General features: G+C 37.7%; 13 protein-coding genes and 1 pseudogene. 2 read left to right on the top strand and 12 right to left on the bottom strand.

Going from position 1 to position 22,662, the window contains the following annotated elements; translation table 11 throughout:
• Positions 1–2,274 (top strand): autotransporter outer membrane beta-barrel domain-containing protein (locus tag ACFIMQ_RS07920; protein WP_375703763.1); only part of this gene is annotated, 2,274 nt, incomplete at its 5' end.
• 650 nt (positions 2,275–2,924) lie between these two features.
• Positions 2,925–6,872: an autotransporter outer membrane beta-barrel domain-containing protein gene (locus ACFIMQ_RS07915; RefSeq protein ID WP_375703762.1), complete on the top strand. Its 3,948-nt coding sequence runs from the start codon at positions 2,925–2,927 to the stop codon at positions 6,870–6,872.
• A 611-nt stretch (positions 6,873–7,483) separates the two neighbouring features.
• Here ACFIMQ_RS07915 and ACFIMQ_RS07910 read toward each other — a convergent pair.
• The 12 genes and pseudogenes from ACFIMQ_RS07910 to ACFIMQ_RS07855 all read right to left on the bottom strand — a co-directional run.
• Positions 7,484–8,266 carry an ABC transporter ATP-binding protein gene (locus ACFIMQ_RS07910; RefSeq protein WP_375703761.1) on the bottom strand — a complete coding sequence of 261 codons (783 nt, stop codon included), beginning with the start codon at positions 8,264–8,266 and terminating at the stop codon, positions 7,484–7,486.
• Positions 8,253–9,137 (bottom strand): ABC transporter ATP-binding protein, encoded by an 885-nt coding sequence (locus tag ACFIMQ_RS07905; protein WP_375703760.1) that lies wholly within the window; start codon positions 9,135–9,137, stop codon positions 8,253–8,255. Before ACFIMQ_RS07905 ends, ACFIMQ_RS07910 begins: the two co-directional genes overlap by 14 nt.
• A complete protein-coding gene (locus ACFIMQ_RS07900) occupies positions 9,130–10,059 on the bottom strand; it encodes an ABC transporter permease (protein WP_375608760.1) in 930 nt (309 codons plus the stop codon). The genes ACFIMQ_RS07905 and ACFIMQ_RS07900 overlap by 8 nt, the downstream gene beginning before the upstream one ends.
• Positions 10,060–10,061: 2 nt before the next feature.
• On the bottom strand, positions 10,062–11,135 hold the full coding sequence (locus tag ACFIMQ_RS07895; RefSeq protein WP_375616941.1) for an ABC transporter permease: 1,074 nt from the start codon (positions 11,133–11,135) through the stop codon (positions 10,062–10,064).
• 106 nt (positions 11,136–11,241) lie between these two features.
• The gene (locus ACFIMQ_RS07890; protein WP_375616940.1) at positions 11,242–12,843 is read right to left on the bottom strand and encodes an ABC transporter substrate-binding protein; all 1,602 of its coding nucleotides are present in this window, start codon (positions 12,841–12,843) and stop codon (positions 11,242–11,244) included.
• 374 nt (positions 12,844–13,217) lie between these two features.
• Positions 13,218–14,843 carry an ABC transporter substrate-binding protein gene (locus tag ACFIMQ_RS07885; protein WP_375703759.1) on the bottom strand — a complete coding sequence of 542 codons (1,626 nt, stop codon included), beginning with the start codon at positions 14,841–14,843 and terminating at the stop codon, positions 13,218–13,220.
• A gap of 1,614 nt (positions 14,844–16,457) precedes the next feature.
• Positions 16,458–17,048: a DNA-3-methyladenine glycosylase I gene (locus ACFIMQ_RS07880; RefSeq protein WP_375703768.1), complete on the bottom strand. Its 591-nt coding sequence runs from the start codon at positions 17,046–17,048 to the stop codon at positions 16,458–16,460.
• A gap of 8 nt (positions 17,049–17,056) precedes the next feature.
• Positions 17,057–17,285: pseudogene (locus ACFIMQ_RS07875) on the bottom strand (Arm DNA-binding domain-containing protein); the annotation flags it as partial.
• 181 nt (positions 17,286–17,466) lie between these two features.
• Complete coding sequence (gene xseA / locus ACFIMQ_RS07870) at positions 17,467–18,897, bottom strand: exodeoxyribonuclease VII large subunit (protein ID WP_375703758.1); 1,431 nt, start codon at positions 18,895–18,897, stop codon at positions 17,467–17,469.
• 460 nt (positions 18,898–19,357) lie between these two features.
• Positions 19,358–20,989: an ABC transporter substrate-binding protein gene (locus ACFIMQ_RS07865; RefSeq protein ID WP_375703757.1), complete on the bottom strand. Its 1,632-nt coding sequence runs from the start codon at positions 20,987–20,989 to the stop codon at positions 19,358–19,360.
• A gap of 461 nt (positions 20,990–21,450) precedes the next feature.
• Positions 21,451–21,597: a hypothetical protein gene (locus ACFIMQ_RS07860; protein ID WP_375703726.1), complete on the bottom strand. Its 147-nt coding sequence runs from the start codon at positions 21,595–21,597 to the stop codon at positions 21,451–21,453.
• A gap of 297 nt (positions 21,598–21,894) precedes the next feature.
• Positions 21,895–22,662, bottom strand: a 768-nt coding sequence (locus tag ACFIMQ_RS07855) for an ABC transporter substrate-binding protein (RefSeq protein WP_375703756.1), incomplete at its 5' end; no start/stop codon positions are given.

The following is a 22,662-nucleotide window of genomic DNA, read 5'->3' as shown; positions in this document are numbered from 1 at the left end:
TATGGCGCAGCTACCACCGATCCTGATAGCTTGATCGAATTGCATGGCAAAACAACAATTAATAATGCTTTCATCGGACTTAATGCAGAAAATAGTGGCACAATCATAATGACTGGGGGAACAGTAACTGCGAAAACCATGGCATTGTTCGCAATGAATGGTGGACATATTAAGGTCACAGACGTTGCTCTAACAACGATGGATGGCAACGGATACGGTGCTGCTACCAGCAATCCTAACAGCTTAATTGAATTGTATGGAAATACAGCGATTAGCAATACTTTCATCGGGCTTTATGCAGAAAACGGTGGCACGATTAAAATGAATGGAGGGACCGTAGCAGCAAAAGGATCAGCATTTGTTGTAAAAAATAGCGGATATATTGATGTAACAAATGTTTCTGCAACAGCAGAAAACAGTGGCATAACATTTGATAAATCCGAGGATGATAACACCTTAGAAATCAACTTGACAAATACAAAGCTTCGCACTGAAAATAGTATTGGAATTAATGCAGACCAATCAATCGGTATAGCCAATCTCAAAAACTCAGAAATCAGTGCCGATATTTTATTATCAGCAAAAGCCTCAACTAAAGAAAATAACTTTGCTTTTACACTAAATGCTAATCACTCGGTATTAAAGGGAAGAGCAAAAATTGCAGAAAACAGAACTGTACGCTTTGATTTGACAAACAAGGCAACATGGATATTGAAAACCAGTACAAAAGAAACCGATGATGATGGAAAACTGCTTGCTATTGCTCAAAGGTCACGTTCTGATATTTCTGTGCTCAATCTCAATGATAGTTCTATTGTTTTCAATGGACCGGTAGAAGATCATTATCATACATTGCATGTAGGATCTGGAATACCAACCACTCTAGCAGTCTATAATGCCTCTGGTGAGGCAGAAATTCATTTCAACGCTATATGGAGTGATGGTATTGCAATAGATGCACAAAAAACCGATAGGCTTCTCATTCACGGTGATGTAGCAGGCACTACAACAGTTTATGTCAAAAGTGTTTCAGAGGATAAAGAGAGTGTAGAAAATGCTTCTCCTCCTTCAAATATAGGTGGACTTTCACTTATTCAAGTTTCTGGAGAAGCAAAAGAAGACTCTTTTAAATTGAAAAATGGCTATACCACCATAGGAGGAACTCCTTATAAATATACGCTGACTGCCTATGGACCAGTATCAAGTTATGGCAAAGTCAATGCTAACCAAAACTTATTCGATGAAAAGGATAAAGATTTCTGGGACTTCCGCTTGCAGCCTGAATTTCTTGACCCCGATTCAAAAGTAAGAGCAGTTGTACCACAAATGGCAAGTTATTTGGTTATGCCAAATGCTCTCTTTTATACTGGATTAGCCGATATGGCCAAGCAAAATGCACTTTTAGCCAATATGAGAACAACAGTCTTGGGAGAGCAGAAAAATCTTAAAAACAGTTTCTTCCTCTCTACCTATGGGGGTAAAGGAACCTTATCCTCGAAACGCGGTCCCCTTAAATATGGTTATGGTGCTGATATCCGCTATGCTGCTCTACAAGCCGGTGTTGCATTCGCGGCATTAGAAGGACAAAATACCACAACACATTTCGGTCTTGTAGGCACCTATGGGCGGCTATCTTTCACTCCAAAGGATATGGATGATGTAAGTAAGAGCACATTGGATAAATGGTCACTAACAGCTTATGGCAGCGTACAGCATGACAGTGGTTTCTATATGGATACACTTTTATCCTATGGAATAATAAAGAGCGATATCACCAATGCTATCATTGGTAAAACCGCGAAATTGAACAATGTAAAAATGTTGAGTATTTCCACCACCGTTGGCAAACAATTTTCTACCGGAATGGAAGGAGTAATCTTCGAGCCCCAAATACAACTTGCTTATCAACATTTGATGTTTGATACCATTGAAGATGCTGATAATTTTACCGTTGATATGAAAAATCCTTCTCAATGGTTGGTGCGAATTGGTGGACGTTTAACCAAAACCATTATGACCACTGAAAATGGTCCTGCCCTTTCCTTCTATGGAAAAGCAAACTTGATCAAAACTTTTGGTGACAATGGAAACGTACAAATTAGCAAGAACTTTGATCTTGATCCTATGGGAACAGCAATTGAAGGCGGCGTTGGCATCAATGCGCAACTGTCTCACAACTTCTCTCTTTACGGTGATGTAAGCTATCGACAAAAGCTTCAGAAAACTGGTATAAGTGGTGCAAGCTTTTCAGGTGGCATACGCTATCAATTTTAAATCAAGGCTGTAAAAATAACCTATTCATTCTATTCAATTTAACAAAAAGGGCAGCCACAATATGCTGCCCTTTTTGTACATTAAAGTCATCCTTTTTCCTTTTAAAGCACTCTTCCCTCTTTATACTTAGTTCTTTACGAAAATCACCAAGACAAGACACAACAAACGCAACAGAGCACTTCCATCCCCAGTGGATGAAGAGTACTTCCTACTTTGAGAAAAAGAGAAGTCTATTAGAAATAAATAATACCACTGTGTTGAAAGATGAAACCCCACTTTAAGCCCAAGTAAGTTAGCTTTTTTACAAGCTTCTTCTACATCCTTTTTTGTTCCCTCATAACCCCAATTTGGGTCATATAATAATACCTACCATCACGTAAAAGATGTCATGGTACCACTATATCAGTATCTCACAATATTTCTCTGAATAATAATATTCAAAATTATAACTCTTTAAATAAAATCAATTATAAATACATTTTGTATTAGACATAATTAATATCAATTATTTTTTAATTTTGACAAAAAACCAAAAATGTCTTACCAAATAAAGACAATTACTGAAATTAATAACAACTATCCATTTTCACTTCTTCTTATGAAGTTCGCGGGGAAATGAATATTTGGGGGCTATCATAAGGAGAATACTAGTGTATAAAACATCCCTTTTATCATGCACAGCTGCAGCCGCTATCATCCTGTTCAACATCCAGTTCAGTGCACATGCTGAAACCCTCGTAGTTTCTGAGGGAAAACAACAAGAAGTATCCGATAAAACCTATGAAACTATTCACGCAAAAGACGGCGGAAAAATCATTGGCAAGGATTTAAAAATAATCGTTCCTGAATCTAAAAAAACTGGTGTAATCTCTGAAGGTGATGGTAGCAAAATTACGTTAAAAGGGGAAACAACCATTGAAAAAGCCATAAATGGGCTTTGGGCAAAAAATAAGGGCAAAATCGTTAGCGAAAATTTAACAATAGAAGGAAGTAATACAGGTATTGGTGTAACAACTCAAGGTCTTGGTAGTGAGATTGAATTAATGGGTGAAACCACCATTGAAAACTTTACAAACGGGATTCAAGCAAACAGTGGAGGAAAAGTCACTGGGAAAGATTTAACGATCATCCTTCCTGAAGCTGGAGAAAAAAACATTGGTGTATTTGTCGATACGTCTGATAGCGTGGTTGAATTAATAGGACAAACAACCATTAAAAATGTTGTTGGCAACGGTCTTTTTGTAAATATGGGCAAAATCATTAGTAAAGATTTAACAATAACAGGTTCTCAGAACGAAAAAAATAGCAATAGTTCTGGTGTAACGTCCTACAGACTTGATAGTACGATTGAATTAAAAGGCTCAACAACCATTGAAAAAGTAACAAACGGTCTTACGGCAACACTTGGGGGCAAAATTGTTAGCAACAATCTAACAATAACCGGCTCTGAAACTGAAAACAGTACTGGTGCAATAGCCTACAACAACAGTATGATTACATTAAACGGTACAACAACCATTGAAAAAGTTGCAAACGGTCTTGATGTACGAGATGGAGCGACTATCAAGATGATTGATGGTTCCATTGCTGCATCTCATATAGGTGCTATTTTCGAACAGAGTATTAACGAAAGCACGTTAGAAGATGTTACAATATCAAGCGGCAAAGATGACATCCTTATGGATAAGGGAATAAGAGCTTACTACAGCACAGTAACTTTGAATAATGTAACCGTAACTCAAGCACTAACAGGCATATCTGCAAATGATTTCTCCATAGTAAAAGTCTCCAAAGGAACATTCAATGGAAAAACTGATGGTGTATATGCTCAAAACTATAGCAGAATTACTTTAAACGGCACTGAAGTCATTTCATCTTATGGTTATGGTCTTCATGCTGATGGACAAAAATCCAATGCACAAAACGCCACTATCATAATGACGGGAGGAAAGGTAAATGGGAAAGACGCTGCATTATTTGCAGAAAAAGGCGGAAAGATTGATGCCACGAATGTTGCTCTAACAACAGAGGGAACAGGAAGCGGTGCATTTGTAATTGGCGATAACAGCACAATTCAATTGCATGGCGATACAATAATTAACAATACTTTGGGCGGACTCGATGCCGTTAATGGAGGTAAAATCATTAGCGAAAACTTATCGATAATCGGTGGTGAAGCATTTGAAGGCTCCGACAACGAACGCACTGGTATATGGACATCGGACTCTGGTAGTGAAGTTAGGTTAATGGGCAAAACAACCATTCAAAATGTCGATGAAGGTTTTTATGCAGACGGTGGAAGTCAAATCATTAGCGGAGATTTAATTATAACCGGTGGTGAAAGTAAAACAATGACCGTTGGTGTAAACGTTGCAGAAACTGATAGTTTAATTAAGTTAAATGGTAAAACAATCATTCAAAATTTTGATGTTGGTCTCACCGCAGGAAATAATAGCACGATTAAGATGACGAATGGTTATATTGGAGCAGCAGAGAATACAATAAAAAATAAAATAGAAGCAAAAAAAGTTGCACTATGGGCGGCATTTAACGGACATATTGATGTCGTGAATACTTCTATGATAGCAGGAGTTGCTGGTTTGCAATTTATAGCTCTCTCTAATCCTGATCTAGATTATCCAGATGATCCACAAAAACGTAAAAGCAGTGAAATCAATTTAACCAATGCAGATGTTCACGCTGAAAATGGTACTGGAATTTTTGTTGGAGCTTTCACTAACACAAACATGGAAGATATTCCAGGTTTGTCAATCGGTACAGTCAATCTCAAAAATTCAGAAATCCATGCTGATGTATTGTTAGGAGATGGTCTTTTCGAAGATCCAAAATCTTGGAAAAATGACAATTATTGGAACAATAAAGAGGTTAAAGCGATCTCCAACGGCACCTTCACCTTAAGCGCTGATCAGTCTACTTTAGAAGGCAGAGCGAATATTGCTAAAGACAGAAATGTACGTTTTGATCTGAAAAACAATACAAAATGGACGTTGAAAATTAGCAAAAACGAAAAAGATGCTGATAGCAATCTCCTTGATATCGCTCAAAGATCTCGTTCTGATGTTTCTGTGCTTAATCTCGATAACAGCTCCATTGTTTTTGAGAAACCAACAGAAGATCATTACCAAACCTTGCATATAGGTTCTGGTAAACCAGACACGCAAGAAGTCTACAATGCAACGGGTGATGCAAAGATTTACTTCAACGCACAATGGAGTGATGGAGCACCAATCGCCGATCAAAAAACCGATAGACTTTTGATCCATGGGGATGTCTCAGGCAACACATCAGTTTATGTCACGGGGCGCTTAGAAGAGAACAATATCGAAGCAAATACCTCTGCTGCTGCCAATGTCCGGGGTCTTTCACTTATTCAAGTTTCTGGAAAAGCAGAGGAAAACTCTTTCAAACTGGTAAATGGCTATACCACAAGAGGTGGCTTACCAGATATGTATACACTACGTGCCTATGGACCAGACTCAAGCCAAGGCAACGCCGATATTGCACAAAACCTCTTTGATGAAAAGAATGAAAATTTCTGGGATTTCCGTTTGCAACCCGAACTGCTTGACTCCAATTCTGGTTCAAATCCTGATCCTGAAACAAATATCCCTACCGTTGCCCCTGTACCACAAACAGCAAGCTATTTAGTCATGCCAAATGCTCTCTTCTACACGGGACTAACCGATATGGCTAAACAAAACGCACTTTTAGCCACAATGAGAACATCTGTCTTAGGAAAAGAAGAGGAAAAACAAACCGGTTTCTTCCTCTATACTTACGGAAACACAGGAACCTTATCTTCCAAGCGCGGACCTCTCAAATATGGTTATGGTGCTGATATCCGCTATGCTGCTCTACAAGCCGGTGTTGCATTCACGGCATTAGAAGGACAAAATACCACAACACATTTCGGTCTTGTAGGCACCTATGGGCGGCTATCTTTCACTCCAAAGGATATGGATGATGTAAGTAAGAGCACATTGGATAAATGGTCACTAACAGCTTATGGCAGCGTGCAGCATGACAATGGTTTCTATATGGATACGCTTTTATCCTATGGAATTCTAAAAGGAGATATCGGCAATGCTATCATTGGCAAAACCGCAAAATTGAAAAATGCCAAAATGTTGAGTATCTCCACCACTGTTGGCAAAGAATTTGCAACCGGAATGGAAGGTTTAACCTTCGAGCCTCAAGCACAACTTGCTTATCAACATTTGATGTTTAATACCATTGAAGATGCTGATAATTTTACCGTTGATATGAAAAATCCTTCTCAATGGTTGATCCGTGTTGGTGGACGTTTGACAAAAACCATTTCCACTGAAAACAACCGTCCTATGTCTTTCTATGGAAAAGTAAACTTGATCAAAACTTTTGGTGATGATGGTACCATCCGGATTGGCAGAGATTTTGACCTTGATCCTATGGGACCTGCAATTGAAGGCGGCGTTGGCATTAATGCGCAACTGTCTCACAATTTCTCCCTTCATGGGGATGTCAGCTATCAACAAAAGCTTCAAAAAACCGGTGTATCTGGAGCAAGTTTTTCAGGTGGCATACGCTATCAGTTTTAAAACAAAACTGTCAAAACAGCGTATTTCTTTTCTATGTATTAACAAAAAAGGCAGTATAGTATACTGCCTTTCTATTTATAAAATCTGTTTTGCTTTCAAAGAACCTCTTCTTAAAAAGAAAAAACAACAAAATAGTTGAATCATTCTCGTGTACCATTGAAAATTTTTTATAATAGCTTTTCTCTTTTAAAGAATAAAACTTAGCATTTTTTGATAAATAAGAGCTAACACTGTAAAAAAATAAACAAATCAAAAACAATAAAAATTAAACTATACCCTAAAGAATAAATTTTCCTAGAACACATAGCATTATTAATCACCTATTATTTTTTACAAGCTTAATGCTCTTCTACAATGAAAACTTCTAAACATAAATTTATAATCAACAAACTGTACAACAAATACATAATGCGTGTTATGAGTCATCTGTATGACTCATAATGTTCTATGCCTGATAAAGTAAAAAATATGAGAGCTAAAATTTCTCTCAATAAATTATATCGATAAGATTTCACACTATAAAAAATACAAAAACTCTCTATTACAACAAAGATACTAAATACTTCTCAAAACCCAAAATAGAAAAATGTATTTTCTCTTTGGAAAATCGATCACACTCTTTGCTCTCTATGGACAATAGGCTCTATACTTGCTTCAAAGAACTCCTTTGTATAATTATGTTGCGCATGTAGATTACGCAATTCATCATTGCTAAGCTCTTCAAGAATAATCCCTTTATGCATAATCCCAACACGTTCACAAATATGTGCAACAACAGCAAGATCATGGGATACCATCAAATAAGTAAGTTTTTTTCTTTCTCGCAACGATTTCAACAAGTTTAAAATTTCAGCCTGTACCGACACATCCAATGCAGATGTTGGCTCATCAAGCAACAAAACCTCTGGCTCAATAATTAAAGCACGTGCAAGAGCAATACGCTGACGCTGCCCCCCAGACAACTCATGAGGATAACGATAAAGAAATGAAGAATCTAAACCAACAGAATCTAAAGCATCCTCTACCCGCTCCTTTTGATTATCCATACCATGGATTTTAAGAGATTCAGAAAGAACCTTATGAACCATTTTTCTTGGATGAAGAGAAGCATAAGGATCTTGAAAAACCATTTGAATACAGCGTAAAAAATCTTTACTTCGTTTTTTTTCGACTTCTTGTCCAGCAAAAAGGAACTTTCCGCTATAATCTGGAATAAGCCCTACCAATGTATTCAAAATAGTTGATTTTCCACATCCAGATTCACCAATTAAACCATAAGCTTCACCACGCTTAATATGAAAATTAACATTTTTAACAACTGTTACTGCCTTATGCCTATGGCCAAAAGTTACAGATAAATTAGAAACATCAATAATATTCTCACAATTTGTCATGGGGAACCTCCTCAACACCATTAACAATCGTAGGATTATACAACCAATCAGGATCACGCTCAGGAACAGCCAAAACATCAACAGGATTATCAAGCCGTGGCAAACTCGCGAGCAAAGCCTTGGTATAAGGATGACAAGCGTGAGACAAATCAGAAGCTGGCAACTCTTCTAACACGCGGCCTGCATACATTACCAAAATACGATCACAAAAATCAGCAATCATATTCAAATCATGACTAATGAAAATAAGTCCCGTTCCAGACTTTGTCACCAATTCATCTAATACGGATAAAACTTGTCGTCTTACTGTAATATCAAGCGCAGATGTTGGCTCATCGGCAATAATTAAATCAGGTTTTGGAATAAGCATCATTGCAATCATCACACGCTGCCCCATCCCCCCTGATATTTCATGAGGAAATAATCGCATCACATGTTCAGGATCACGAATATGAACAGATTCCAACATAGATATAGTCTGCTCCCGCGCCTCACCTTTTGAAACGCGGTAATGAATACGGTAAGCCTCCATAATCTGCTCACCAATCCGTATTAAAGGATTAAGTGAATATTTGGGGTCCTGTAAAATCATTGAAATACGCTTACCTCGGATTTTTCGCATCTGAGGCTCACTTGCGGTCAATAAATCAACATCATCGAAGCGCATTTTTTTAGCTTTAACAATTGCTGATTTTGGACTCAACCTTAGTATTGCGCGCCCAGTCATCGATTTTCCAGATCCGGATTCACCAACAATTCCAATTTTTTCTTTGCCGACAGAAAAACTAACACCGCGTACAACTTCTGAAATGCCGCGCGCTGTAGGAAAAGAAATACGTAAATCTTCTACTTCTAATAATTTATTACCCATTGCGTGGATCCAATACATCACGAAGACCATCACCTAAAAGGTTGAAAGCAAGACTTGCAAATAATATTGCACAGCCTGGTATTGCTGCTAACCACCAATTTGTCATCATAAACTCCCGCCCTGAGGAAAGCATCGCCCCCCATTCAGGACTTGGAAGTTGAGCTCCCAACCCTAAAAAACCAAGACCAGCAGCCGTTAAAATAATTCCAGACATATCCAAAGTTAATCGTACAATCACTGAAGGAATACACATGGGCGCAACATGAAACAAAATAATTCGCCAAGCAGAAGCCCCCTGCAAGCGAACAACAGAAACATAATCAGAAGAACGTATCATTAAAGTTTCAGCACGTGCTAAACGTGCGATTGGCGGCCATGCTGCAATTGAAATTGCAATAGAGGCATTTTCGATCCCAGGGCCCAATGCGGCTGAAAATGCAAGAGCTAAAATCAAACCTGGAAAAGCAAGAAAAATATCGACAATGCGCATGAGCACAGTATCAACCCATCCGCCCATATAACCAGATACAGTTCCAACAATAAGCCCTATTGGACCTACAATAACTGTTGTAAGAAAAACAACATAAAGAGTAATACGAGAACCAAAAACAAGGCGACTAAAAATGTCACGTCCTAATTCATCTGTTCCAAAATAATGCGCCATAGAGGGTGGCTGCAACCTATGCCCCAGATCATTGCTAAGAAAATCATGCGTAGCAATCCATGGAGCAAAAAATGCACATATGATAATAATACAAATAATAAGCAAACCCAATACAGCCGAAAAGTTATGAAAAAACTTAACCAATGCGTGATAAATTCTTTGTATGTTCGCTTGAATTATGGACCGCGGAATAGGGTCATTTAACCAACTTCTCAAAGAAGATGATGATTGCGATTTATGATGATTACTTACTGTCATATTCAACGTGTCCTTGGATCAAAAATGCGATAAAGCAAATCAGAAAATAAATTAATGGCGACAAAGATAAATCCTACAAGTAAAGTACATCCTACAACTGCATTCATATCTCCGGCTAAAAGAGCATTTGTCAAGTAATGCCCAAAACCAGGCCAAGCAAAAACTGTCTCTGTCAAAACCGCCCCTTCTAATAAAAAAGCATAAGATAGCGCCACAACGGTAATAACCTGAACAGCAGCATTCCTAAAGGCATGCCCCCAAACCGTTCGCGCCCAAGATAACCCCTTTACACGGGCAGTAATAATATATTCCTGATTGAGTTGCTCAATCATAAACCCACGAGTCATACGGCTAATATAAGCCATAGCACCGAATGCTAAGATCAAAGCAGGCATAATAATGTGACTAAAGACATTACCAAAAGCCTCCCATTGTCCTTGGCTCGCTGTATCCCAAAGAAAAAATCCTGTTTTAGGTTCAAAAGAATATTCATAAAGAAAATCAATACGTCCTGGACCACCAACCCAGCCAAGCTTGGCGTAAAATATTAACAACGCCATTAAACCAAGCCAAAATGTCGGGGTAGAATAACTTACAAGTGTAAAAACACGGACAACATAATCAATAAATGAATCGCGATACATTGCTGCAAAAACACCAAATGGAATCCCAAGACATGTGCCAATAACAATAGCAACGGTTGCAAGCTCTAATGTTGCAGGAAATACGCGCATAATATCAGTTAAAACAGGACGCCCAGAAGTTAAAGCATCTCCAAAGTCAAATAAAAATACATTATGAAGATACTTCCAATATTGGACAATCAACGGCTTATCAAGACCCAGCTTATAATACATTGTATCATAAGCCTCCTGACTGATATTATCACCAAGAATAGACAAAACGGGATCTAGAGGAAGAAGATGACCAAGAAAAAAAGTAATCGTCACCAACCCAAACAATGTGATAATAACTGAAATAAGAAGTTTAAATCCCTTGAACAAAAAATTCCATAAAAACAATTTTTTTTGCTTTTCTGATACAGCTCTTTCAGTCTCTGAAAGTGGCAAAATCATTATAAAAATCCCCTCTGTAGCGATAAAATATAAAGCGAATACTTTTTTTCATATAACGAAATAATCTCTTATTAAACATGTTCTACAATCTTTCTCTACAACATGCTTATTTTTCTGCTTCATTGTAGTAAAGTCTGTAACTATTCCAAACCCATTTTTTGACATCAGGTCCTATACCAACGGTATAATATGTCTGAAACAAATAAACCATAGGACCATGCTCTAGCACATAATGCTGTAAAGTACGATATTGCATAATACGCTTATTGGGATCTTTCTCAAATAAAGCATGCATCACCATTTTATTAATATTTTCATCATAATATCCAGCGCGCCAAGCCAAATACATATTGTGCTTTTTTGTAAATGTTGGATCAGGATTAAATACATGATTTAATGAAGCAGGATGTCCATCAGGATCAGCACTCCCCCACCCCATAAGTGCAGTATCATAATTTCCACCCCGTACACGACTTAACAATTGATTTTGTGCCATTTTTTCAATTGTCAGCTCAACACCAATTTTGCGTGCATTGGCTTGAATAGACTGTGCAACAGATGACATATAACTAAGGCTTCCAACTAAAAGATTAGCTTTAAAACCATTAGGATAGCCAGCCTCAGTAATCAACTGTTTTGCTTTTTTCAAATCCAACTTAAAAGGCAATCCTTCTTTTTCATCTAAAGCACCTGGAACACCCAAGGACATATAAGTTGCTCGGGGAATAGCAATCCCCTTCAAAACAGTTTTTCCAAGACCTTCATAATCAACCAAATAACGAAGTGCCAACCTAACCTTTTCGTTTGCTAAAATTGCATTTTTGTTATTTAACGATAGATAAATAATCTGCGGGCGCAAAACACGGCTAATTTTGATCCGACCGCCCTTTTTTTCAAGATCTAAAATATCCTCTGAAGAAAGATCACGTACAATATCCACATCACCTTTTTCCAACAGAAGTCTTTGACTTGATGAATCCGCTACATGCTGCACAACAATCTTCTTAATTTTAGGCACTTCACCCCAATAATGCTGTGTAGCCTCTAACACAACTTTATCCGCTGGAGACCAGTTCACCAATTTATAAGGCCCAACACAAGCAGAATGTGTTGCTAAATATTTATTCCCCATATCACCGTTAAGACTCTGCGCTTCAATTGTTTTCCGATCAAGCAAAGCAGAAGCATAAGATTGTCCAATAACAGTCAATATAAGTTGAATAGGATAGGATTTATCGAATTTTAATTGTAAAGTTTTATCATCAAGAGCCTGAATATTTGTTTCAACATTTTTTTTGGTAAACCCATAATCCATTAAAGATTGAGCATAGCTTAATCCTAATTTAATAATCCTCCGCATCGACCACACCAGATCTTGCGCCGTCGCCGTCCTCCCATCATCAAACTTCAAATCATCACGAAGATGAAAAACTATTCTTTTTCCATTATCTAAAACGTCCCAAGACTGTGCCATAGCAGGGCGAATTTTTGTGGGATCATGCTCATCATATTGCACTAACGCGCTACAAATATTCGTCAATAATTCACTCGTCACAACCTCAACAGTTTGCGCTGGATCAAAACTACTAATTGAATCAATATTCCATGCCATCACCAATATATCTTTAGATGAGGCACTAAATGCTGATGTTACAGCCCCATTCAAGAAAACGAGTGTGCTTAATAAAATAGAAATTTTTTTCAACATTCTTTTTTTTCCATTTTATCTCTTCCTATTGTACTCTTGTATCTTTTCACACAAAGTGATTATGATTTTGTTTTTTTAAACAGCATGGCATCAAACATCAACTTCATTTAATCGAACCAAGCATCTATAAAGTAATTCTCTTATCCATCAATCTATATTCGGAATACAGAGAATCTATAAAGATAAACAAAGAACCTCCCCAATATAACTTCTCATATTCACCCCTTCCTATAAACGACATCAATCATATATTGCATAAACATTTCTCACAATTTCATCCTTAAAAAAACTGAAAGACTTTTATGTGAGAAAATATTTTCATCATGCAATTATGATTAAGCACTGTTTATCTTTGACAACATTTAAAGACACACTTATTTTTCAATTTTATTATAAAAAATACGCGGCGCACTATTCCAAACCCATTTTTTGACATCAGTTGTCATCGCTATAGCGCTATATTGCTGATAAATAAACGCATAAGGCCCTTTTTGCATCAGTTCACGTTGTAAATCAGCATAAAGTTGCGCCCGTTTTTGCGGATCTTTTTGAAACAATGCCTCTTCAACTTTTTGATTCATCTCGGCATCAAAATATCCATGCTTCCAACTAGGATAGGCGGTATTTTTTGCCTCAAACCGATTATCAGGATTATAAACAAGACGTGAAGCCATTGTATGGGGATCCGCAGAATCGTTATTCCATCCGATAAAAGCCGTATCAAAAGCCCGTGCATTCACTTTTGAAAACAACTGTGTACCTGCCACACGTTCAATTTTAAGACGCACCCCTGCCTGTGCAGCACTATCTTGAAGCGACTGAGCAAGTAACAAAGTATAAGGAGCATTTAAGACAAGAAAATTTGCCTCAAATCCATTCGGATAACCGGCCTCTGCTAAAAGCTGCTTGGCTTTTGCAACATCAAATGTAAAGGGTTGTCCTTCTTTTTCATCCAGAGCCCCAAAGTTACCAAGAGGAATAAAACTTGCCCGTGGAACACCAATCCCTTTGAGAAGATTCTTGCCAAGACCTTCATAGTCAATAAGATAACGCATCGCCAAGCGTACTTTTTCCTTAGCAAAAATGGGATTTGTCGTATTAAATCCCCAATACATCATGGTTGGATCTAACACTTTTTCGATTTTAATATCTGTTGTTTTTTGCAGATCTGCAAGATCTTCAGGAGCCAAATTACGGGCAACATCAATATCGTGCTTTTGCAACAACAAACGTTGTGTACCTGACTCCACAACATGACGAATGAGAATCTGCTTTAGTTTCGGGGCTTGTCCCCAGTAGTGGGAGCTTGCACGTAACAAAAGAGCTTCTCTAGGGCGCCAACTGCTTAACTGATAAGGACCAACACAAGAAACATGACTCTTCAAATACTGATTTCCCAGATCACCATCTTTTTCGTGTTTCATAATTGTCTTACGATCGAGCAAAACTGTTGCCGGACTCGCAACAATATTATTAAGGATAAGCTCTGCTGGATAAGGCTTATCAAATTTCATCACCACTGTTTTTTCATCAGGGGCTTGCAAAGCATCATCAACATTTTGCTCTGTAATTCCATATTCATTAAAAATTGTCGCATTGGTCATCTTTAATTTGACAATCCGCTTCATACTCCAAAGAAGATCATTGGCATTGGCTGATCGCCCATCATTAAACTTCAAACCATCACGCAAATGAAAAGTAATCACCGTACTGTGATCATCCCCTGAAACATCCCAATGTGTAGCTAATGCCGGAACCATTTTAGCAGGATCATCCGTTGCGGTACTGACCAAACTATCACAAACATTGCGGACAATTTCACCTCCATAAACATCATTAAGTTGTGCGGGATCAAATGTACTAATTGCATCGAGATTCCAAGCCATCACAAGGGTATCTGCGGGTGTTTTTGCCCAAACCTGTTGTGCAACCATCCCCAGTGCTATAAAAGCAGAAACAAGAGAGCTGCTATTCGTTAATATTTTTTTCTTTAAGTTCATAAACTTTCCCCTTTATTTTTTATCAATGAATGATGCTCAAATGACATAGCAAATTTATAATTATAAAAATTGAACAAATACGTTCTAATCGCTTATACAAAGTCATCCACTTTATAAATTCACTGACTTAAGTTTCAATCAAACCATAGCGAACATGCACTATATGTTTTGCTAACTAGTATCACATTTTTTTCATAATATCTCTTTGCATACAACAATACGCTATATCAGCCCCAATAAATTATCAAAATGACAAATCCTGTATCCCCCCAGAAAACGGTAAGCTTTTTAAAAAATCATTGCGCAAAGATTTATAAACTCACTGTTTTATTCTTTTAGGGTGTATTTAAAATAAAATATGCAAATTTTAAAAACCGTCATCCTCCTCAAACACTCAATTTCAAGATACAACGCATCTTTACTACATGATCAAAACGGCCTCGAAATAGTAAAAAAATATAAGAAAATATTTTTTCTACCATAAAAAGCCGCTTAATCTTTTGAAAATTAAGTATCAAAAATTTTACGTTTTTACCAACAAAACCAAACACGTTAATAACGATAAAGAAATAATGAGAAAAACCATTCCTTACAAATTTTGTCTTCTGAGAGATAAAGCTTGCAATAAAAGAATGCACACAAAAATGCCCTTTCTCATTGATAAAAACAAAATTCATTATACGATTTTCCCCAAAGACATTACGAATATAAATCCTTTTAAACTTTAAATGTGCATCATTGCTTTTCCGCTATAAAAATAAAATAGCAAACAATATACCGCAATAAAACTCTCGTTTCCAACAGCAAAATACAGAGATTCAATTCAGCAATGTAGCGTATACGGCTCTGCCTGAGCTTAAGCATCCTCCCCAAAACTGGAGCTCACACACAGCAAAATTACTCTCTAATAGAAAAAAGTTATCAGATAATAAAATCTAACACAAGCAGCTTGAGTCATTTAATTTCAATTTTTCCTAACTGCATTTTGTTTTATATTGCTTAGGCAAGTATTGAGCAAGCGACCATCACACAAATAAACTAACAGTCATACAATCCAAGCAAAATATAACAATGCAACAACACCACCACATCTAAAGATGACTTTGCATTCGTCAATAAACATGAATAAAATATTCATTAATTATAACGGTCATGTTATTAACAGAAATAAAAACACCTCTTCTGAACCATTACCAATGCTAAAGACTGTTGCACAACATTGAGAGCTAGTAAATCTGTGATGATGCCGATTTGTTCCTTCATAAGCTTAAAGATGGAATGCACAATGGGTTTACTATCATACCATTCACGAACAGTGTTGCAAAATAGACTTGGATTCCTTGAGAAAAGTTTCTTTAAAACAGACAAGACATCACCATTATCTAACTCGAAATACATGACAATTAGATATCACTTCTTTTTGCATCTGTTTTTTCATCTTCAAAATTATCGCTTTGTCGTTTTGATTGCCAACAACCGTAAAAAATCATCAATCTTGTATAAGTTTGTATATTTCAATTATCTTATACAGTGGAGTGCATAATCTGTACATTTATTAAACAATTCAATTATTAGCCTATTGATCATTGCTTTCACGAACGCGACTTTACCAATTTATCGACAAAAACATCCTTCAAGATGATCATTGACAATCCCTACGGACTGCATAAAAGCATAACAAATCGTTGGACCAATAAATGTCCAGCCACGTTTCTTTAAATCTTGAGAAAGACGAAGAGAAGCAGGTGTTATGGGATGAGACGACAGTGTTTGAAAGTCTATCTTTTCATAATGTTCTGATTGTGGTGGCTGAAAAGACCAAAAATAGTGGGTCAAGCTTCCCCACTCTGTTATAATTTCTTGTGCTCTAAGTGCATTATTAAGTACTGATCGAATTTTTCCTTGATGGCGAACAATATCTTTGTTCTGCATCAACATTTGCACCTTTAACTCATCATAATGAGCAATTTTTTCAAAGTCAAAATGATCAAATGCAATGCGAAAAGAAGAGCGTTTTTTTAAAATTGTCAACCAAGAAAGTCCAGCTTGGAAACCTTCAAGACAAATTTTTTCAAACAAACAAATATCCTCTACAACAGGCTTTCCCCATTCATTATCATGATAAGCACAATAAAGTGGATCAGTTCCGGCCCATGCGCAACGAATTTTTCCATCCACTCCCTTAAGAAGACCTTCCGCAAGCATAGCACTCACCGTAAAACAGAACGCCACCCAGTTGCACATTCACGGGCTCGTTAAAAAAAACATCTCTCAAAGAGCACCCACTCCCATTTCACGGCGTCGACCATGAATGGTATAACGATAAAACCATTGAGCGCCCCCATCTTTACGTTTGTGAAGAAGCAAGCCAGCACCATCATTATATTTGCCATCCCCCAATATTGCAACAGACCTTGCATTAAAACGGTTCATAAGAGCCATTTTTAGTCCTTTCTTGTACAGTTTTTACCCTCATGGTCCCCCCACTTGTAATGTGCAAGCAAGTGGTTTTGATTGATTCAAGATACACATATTTGCAATGAGAGAATCATACGTTATTCGGGGCTCTAATTCAATATGAATAGTGCTAAATTATCTAATATAAATCAATATGTTGTTGTATTCAAAAGAGGGTTCCTTGATCATCGCTAGACGATTTTATTTGCTTGTGGTTTGAACGTTTAGCGGAAACAGGCTCTTGTGTTGCAACACTGATATCACCATCAAAAAAACGTAAATTTATTTGCCCCGTTTCAGGAAACTGCACCAACCGTTTGATGGGCTTATTCTCTTTCCCCAAAGCCAAAACAAAGCCGCGCTCCAAAATATTCTGATACGAAGTGCTTCTTAAAAGCCTAGAGGCTACCTCTAACCCAGCCCGTTGTTTTTCAACATTGCGCACAAAAGCACGCTGAAGACGTGCAGTATATTCCTTCGTATTGTGTTCTGCTTTTTCAGTATTAAGTAAACGCGGTGAAAGACGCACACCAAGTGCATGAAAAGAAAAACGTTTTTTATCATAGCTTACACAAAGAGCACGCTGCAAACGACTTGAAATTTCATCAAAACCTCGCCGTGGTAGAGCAAAAAGTTGATCGGCAGTCGGAAGAGCGCGTAGAGTAGCACGCAGTTTTTGTCGATAAAAATCAAAATAACGCGCAAGTCCCATGCGCAAACGTGCACCAAGCGATGCCACTAGCACCTCGAGATCAAGCTTAACAGGAACAGCCCGCTCTGCTGCGGCTGTGGGAGTTGGAGCGCGCCAATCAGCCACATAATCAATCAAGGTCCAATCCGTTTCATGCCCAACAGCAGAAATAACAGGAAGAGAAGAGTTATAAACAGCACGAATAACGGCTTCGTCATTAAATCCCCACAAATCTTCTAAACTTCCCCCTCCCCGCGCAACAATAAGAAGATCAGGCTTAGGAACAACGCCTCCTAAAGGCAACGCATTAAAACCTTCAACAGCAGCAGCGACTTCCCTCCCACTTGTTTCCCCCTGAACACGTACAGGCCAAACCAAAATATGCAACGGAAAACGATCGGATATACGGTGAATAATATCACGAATAACAGCACCTGTTGGTGATGTTACAACGCCTATAATTCGAGGCATATAAGGCAAAGTTTTTTTCTTTGCTTCATCAAATAAGCCTTCTTCTAAAAACTTTTTTTTACGATTTTCAAGAAGTGTCATCAAAGCACCAACCCCTGTTGGTTCAAGAGCTTCAATGACAATTTGATATTTTGATGACCCTGGATACGTCGTAAGTTTACCAACAGCTACCACTTCCATCCCTTCTTCAGGAGGAAATTTGAGCTTTTCCATCACTCCACGCCAAATAACAGCTTCCAACCGCGCCTTATCATCTTTTAAAGCAAAATAAGCATGTCCTGAAGCATGAGCACCACGGTAACCTGATATCTCCCCACGCACCCGTACATAACCAAACTTCTCCTCAACAACACGCTTTAAAGCCCCTGCTATTTCGGAAACAGTAAATTCCACAACATTCGTTGTACTTATTTTTTCATCAAATAAATTTGCCATTTTTCAATTCACGGAAATTGAAATATTAAGTCTTAACATTCACACAAACACATTTTTAATTTTAATGAAATTAACCTCCTCCCAACATCTCAAAGGATGGAGATTTCTACCAGTCCACCGGACTAGCTTCTCACGGGGCAAGTTCCACTTTCTGACCACTCATGCGGTTCACTGCATAGGCGCGACAGCCCAAACCCTGCCCTGTACTGATCACGGTATCTAAAAACACTTAATATGTAAAGCTTTTCATGCTTTATATCACCGCTCTAAACAACAGTGTTTTATGGCGTAATAGGATAAAAGAGCTCTTTAAATAGCATATCTTGAAATTACATTCTATACACAACATATCAATGCGTTACCGATAAGCTTCAACGTTTTGCAAAATTTTTACCCCCATACAAAACGCTGAAGTTATCATGATTTTATTCTTGTTGTATTTTACAGCATTAAAATCCACTTATTTTTCAATTGCACTATAAAAAATACGTGGAGCACTATTCCAAACCCATTTTTTGACATCCGGTGTCATCGCTATCGTGTGATACGTCTGATAAATAAAAGCATAGGGTCCTTTCTGCATAAATTCACGTTGCAAATCAGCATACATTTGCGCCCGTTTTTGTGGATCTTTTTCAAATAAAGCATCCTGAACCTTTTGATTCATCGTTTCATCCAAATACCCATGGCACCAACTAGGATAGGCGGTATTTTTTGCCTCAAACCGATTATCCGGATTGTAAATAAGACGAGAAGCCATTGTATGAGGATCAGCAGAGTCATTATTCCATCCGAAAAAAATCGTATCAAAAGCACGTGCAGAGAGTTTTGAAAATAATTGTGTCCCCACAAAACGTTCAATTTTAAAGCGCACTCCCACTTTTTTTGCATTATCTTGGAGAGACTGAGCAATAGGCAAAGCAAAAGGATAAGGAGATGCCCCTGCAAAAATATTGGCCTCAAAACCATCTGGGTAACCAGCCTCAGTTAACAGCTGCTTTGCTTTTTGCAGATCAAGTTTAAAGGGTTGTCCTTCTTTTTCGTCTAAAGCTCCAAGATTACCAAGAGGAATAAAGCTTGCCCGTGGAACACCAACATCTTTAAGAAGCGTCTTACCGAGTCCTTCATAGTCAATAAGATAATGCATCGCCAAACGCACTTTTTCATTAGCAAAAATTGGATTCGTCACATTAAATCCCCATATGATTACGGACGGCTCTAATACTCTTGCAACTTTAATATCCGTTGTAGCTTGGAGATCTGCTAAATCCTCTGGCAACAAATTACGTGCAACATCGATATCGTGTTTTTGCAACAATAAACGTTGCGTTCCAGGCTCCGCAACATGGCGAATTAAAATCTTATTCAATTTAGGTGCCTCACCCCAATAATTGGAGCTTGCACGCAACAAAATAGCTTCTCCAGGACGCCAGCTACTTATCTGATAAGGACCAACACAGGCAGAATGGCTCGCCAAATACCGATTTCCCAGATCACCATCTTGTTCATGTTTCATAATTGTCTCACGATCCAACAAGGCAAGAGTACGACTAGTGGCAAAATGGCTAAGGATAAGCTCTGCTGGATAAGGTTTATCAAATTTCATCACCACCGTTTTCTCATCCGGTGCTTGAAAAGCCTCATCAACATTTTGTTCTGTAATACCATATTCATTAAATGTCGCCGCAGTAGCCATCTTCAATTTAACAACCCGCTTCATGCTCCAAACAAGATCATAAGCATTAGCAGAACGACCATCGTTGAACTTCAAACCATCACGCAAATGAAAAGTGATCACCGTTTTCTGATCATCACTTAAAACATCCCAGCTTTTGGCCAAAGAAGGAATAACTTTAGCTGCATTATCTTTAGCGGGGTCAACTAAATTATCACAAACATTGACAAGAACTTCATTCCCATAACGATCATTGATTTGCGCTGGATCAAATGTACTAATTGAATCGAGATTCCAACCCATCACAAGAGTATCAGCGGGTGTTTTTGCTGGAACCTGTTGTACAACCATCCCCAGTGCTATAAAAGCAGAAACCAGAGAACTGCTCCTTTTCAATATTTTCCTTTTCAAGCTCATAGACTTTTCCTTTTAAAGTTTATTGTATAAATTTTCCACGCAACACAAACATATTTAAATAATAAAATGAGACGATACATAAGCGCCTCAACAAAGTATTCAAACTTTCAAACACCACTACTTACCAATCACTCCTCCTGCCCACACTTATAAGCCAAACCAAAACGTGCAATGGCAAACACTTTTGCTATACAATAAACGCTTACCAGTAACAGAGCCTATTCATGAGAGCATAATGCTATGATTAAAGACTATCAAACCTCTATTGTTTTTCTCTCTTGTTAAACAAGTTTCCCCTTGTTTTTTCTGATGTTTTTTTTTCTGATGTTTTTTTAATGTCACCAAAGCACCCCCTGTTGATTCAAGTGCTTTAATAACAAAAAGCCTTCATCATAATTTAACGTTTCGATCAAACAGAAAAATTCATCAATTTGCCAAGTGCAACGACTTTTATTCCTTCTTCAAAAGGAAATTTGCAATTTCTCATCACTCCCCGTAAAATAACACCCTCCAATTGGCATCTTACCATCTTTCAAAGTAAGAAACATAGACACCATAAAAACTGATATTCCTCGTACCTTCCCCATAATAAAACTTTTCTTCACCATTGCAAAGTCTTCGCTCCTTCAGCAATGCTAAAATTTCGCGACATTTTTTGCACTGATTTTTGAGCAAATAAATTTACCACTTTTCACTTCACAGAAGTTGAAATATCCAGTTTTAACATCCATACCAACACATCTTTAATGAAAATGACAGATCCCTTTTAAAATAGAAATATTCAACAACATATCCAATCATTCCCCATGATCTCCAGCGTATTACAAAGTTCTTGAACACTATGCAAAACGCTGAAGTTATTATGATTTCATTTTTGTTGTATTTTACAATATTTAAAGACACACTTATTTTTCAATTTTACTATAAAAAATTTGTGGCGCACTATTCCAAACCCACTTTTTGATATCAGGTGTCATCGCGATAACGCTATATTTTTGAAAGATAAACGCATAAGGTCCTTTTTGCATAAGTTCACGTTGTAAATCAGCATAAAGTTGCGCCCGTTTTTGCGAATCTTTTTGAAACAATGCCTCTTCAACTTTTTGATTCATCTCAGCATCAAAATACCCATTCTGCCAACTAGGATAAGCGGTATTTTTTGCCTCAGACCGATTATCCGGATTATAAATAAGACGTGAAGCCATGGTATGAGGGTCCGCAGAATCGTTATTCCATCCGATAAAAGTCGTATCAAAAGCCCGTGCATTCACTTTTGAAAACAACTGTGTACCAGCCATCCGTTCAATTTTAAGACGCACCCCCGCCTTTGCCGCACTGTCTTGAAGCGACTGAGCAAGTAACAGCGTATAAGGGGCATTTGATACAAGAAAATTTGCCTCAAAGCCATTCGGATAACCAGCCTCTGCTAAAAGCTGCTTGGCTTTTGCAACATCAAATCTAAAGGGTTGCCCTTCTTTTTCATCCAAAGCCCCAAAGTTACCAAGAGGAATAAAACTCGCCCGTGGAACACCAATCCCTTTGAGAAGCTTCTTACCAAGACCTTCATAGTCAATAAGATAACGCATCGCCAAGCGCACTTTTTCCTTAGCAAAAATAGGATTTGTCATGTTAAATCCCCAATACATCATGGATGGCTCTAACACTTTCTCGAT

The sequence above is a fragment of the Bartonella sp. AD13SXNS genome, assembly GCF_042196465.1.
GTDB lineage: Bacteria > Pseudomonadota > Alphaproteobacteria > Rhizobiales > Rhizobiaceae > Bartonella.
This window is presented reverse-complemented; position numbering and strand designations above follow the sequence as displayed.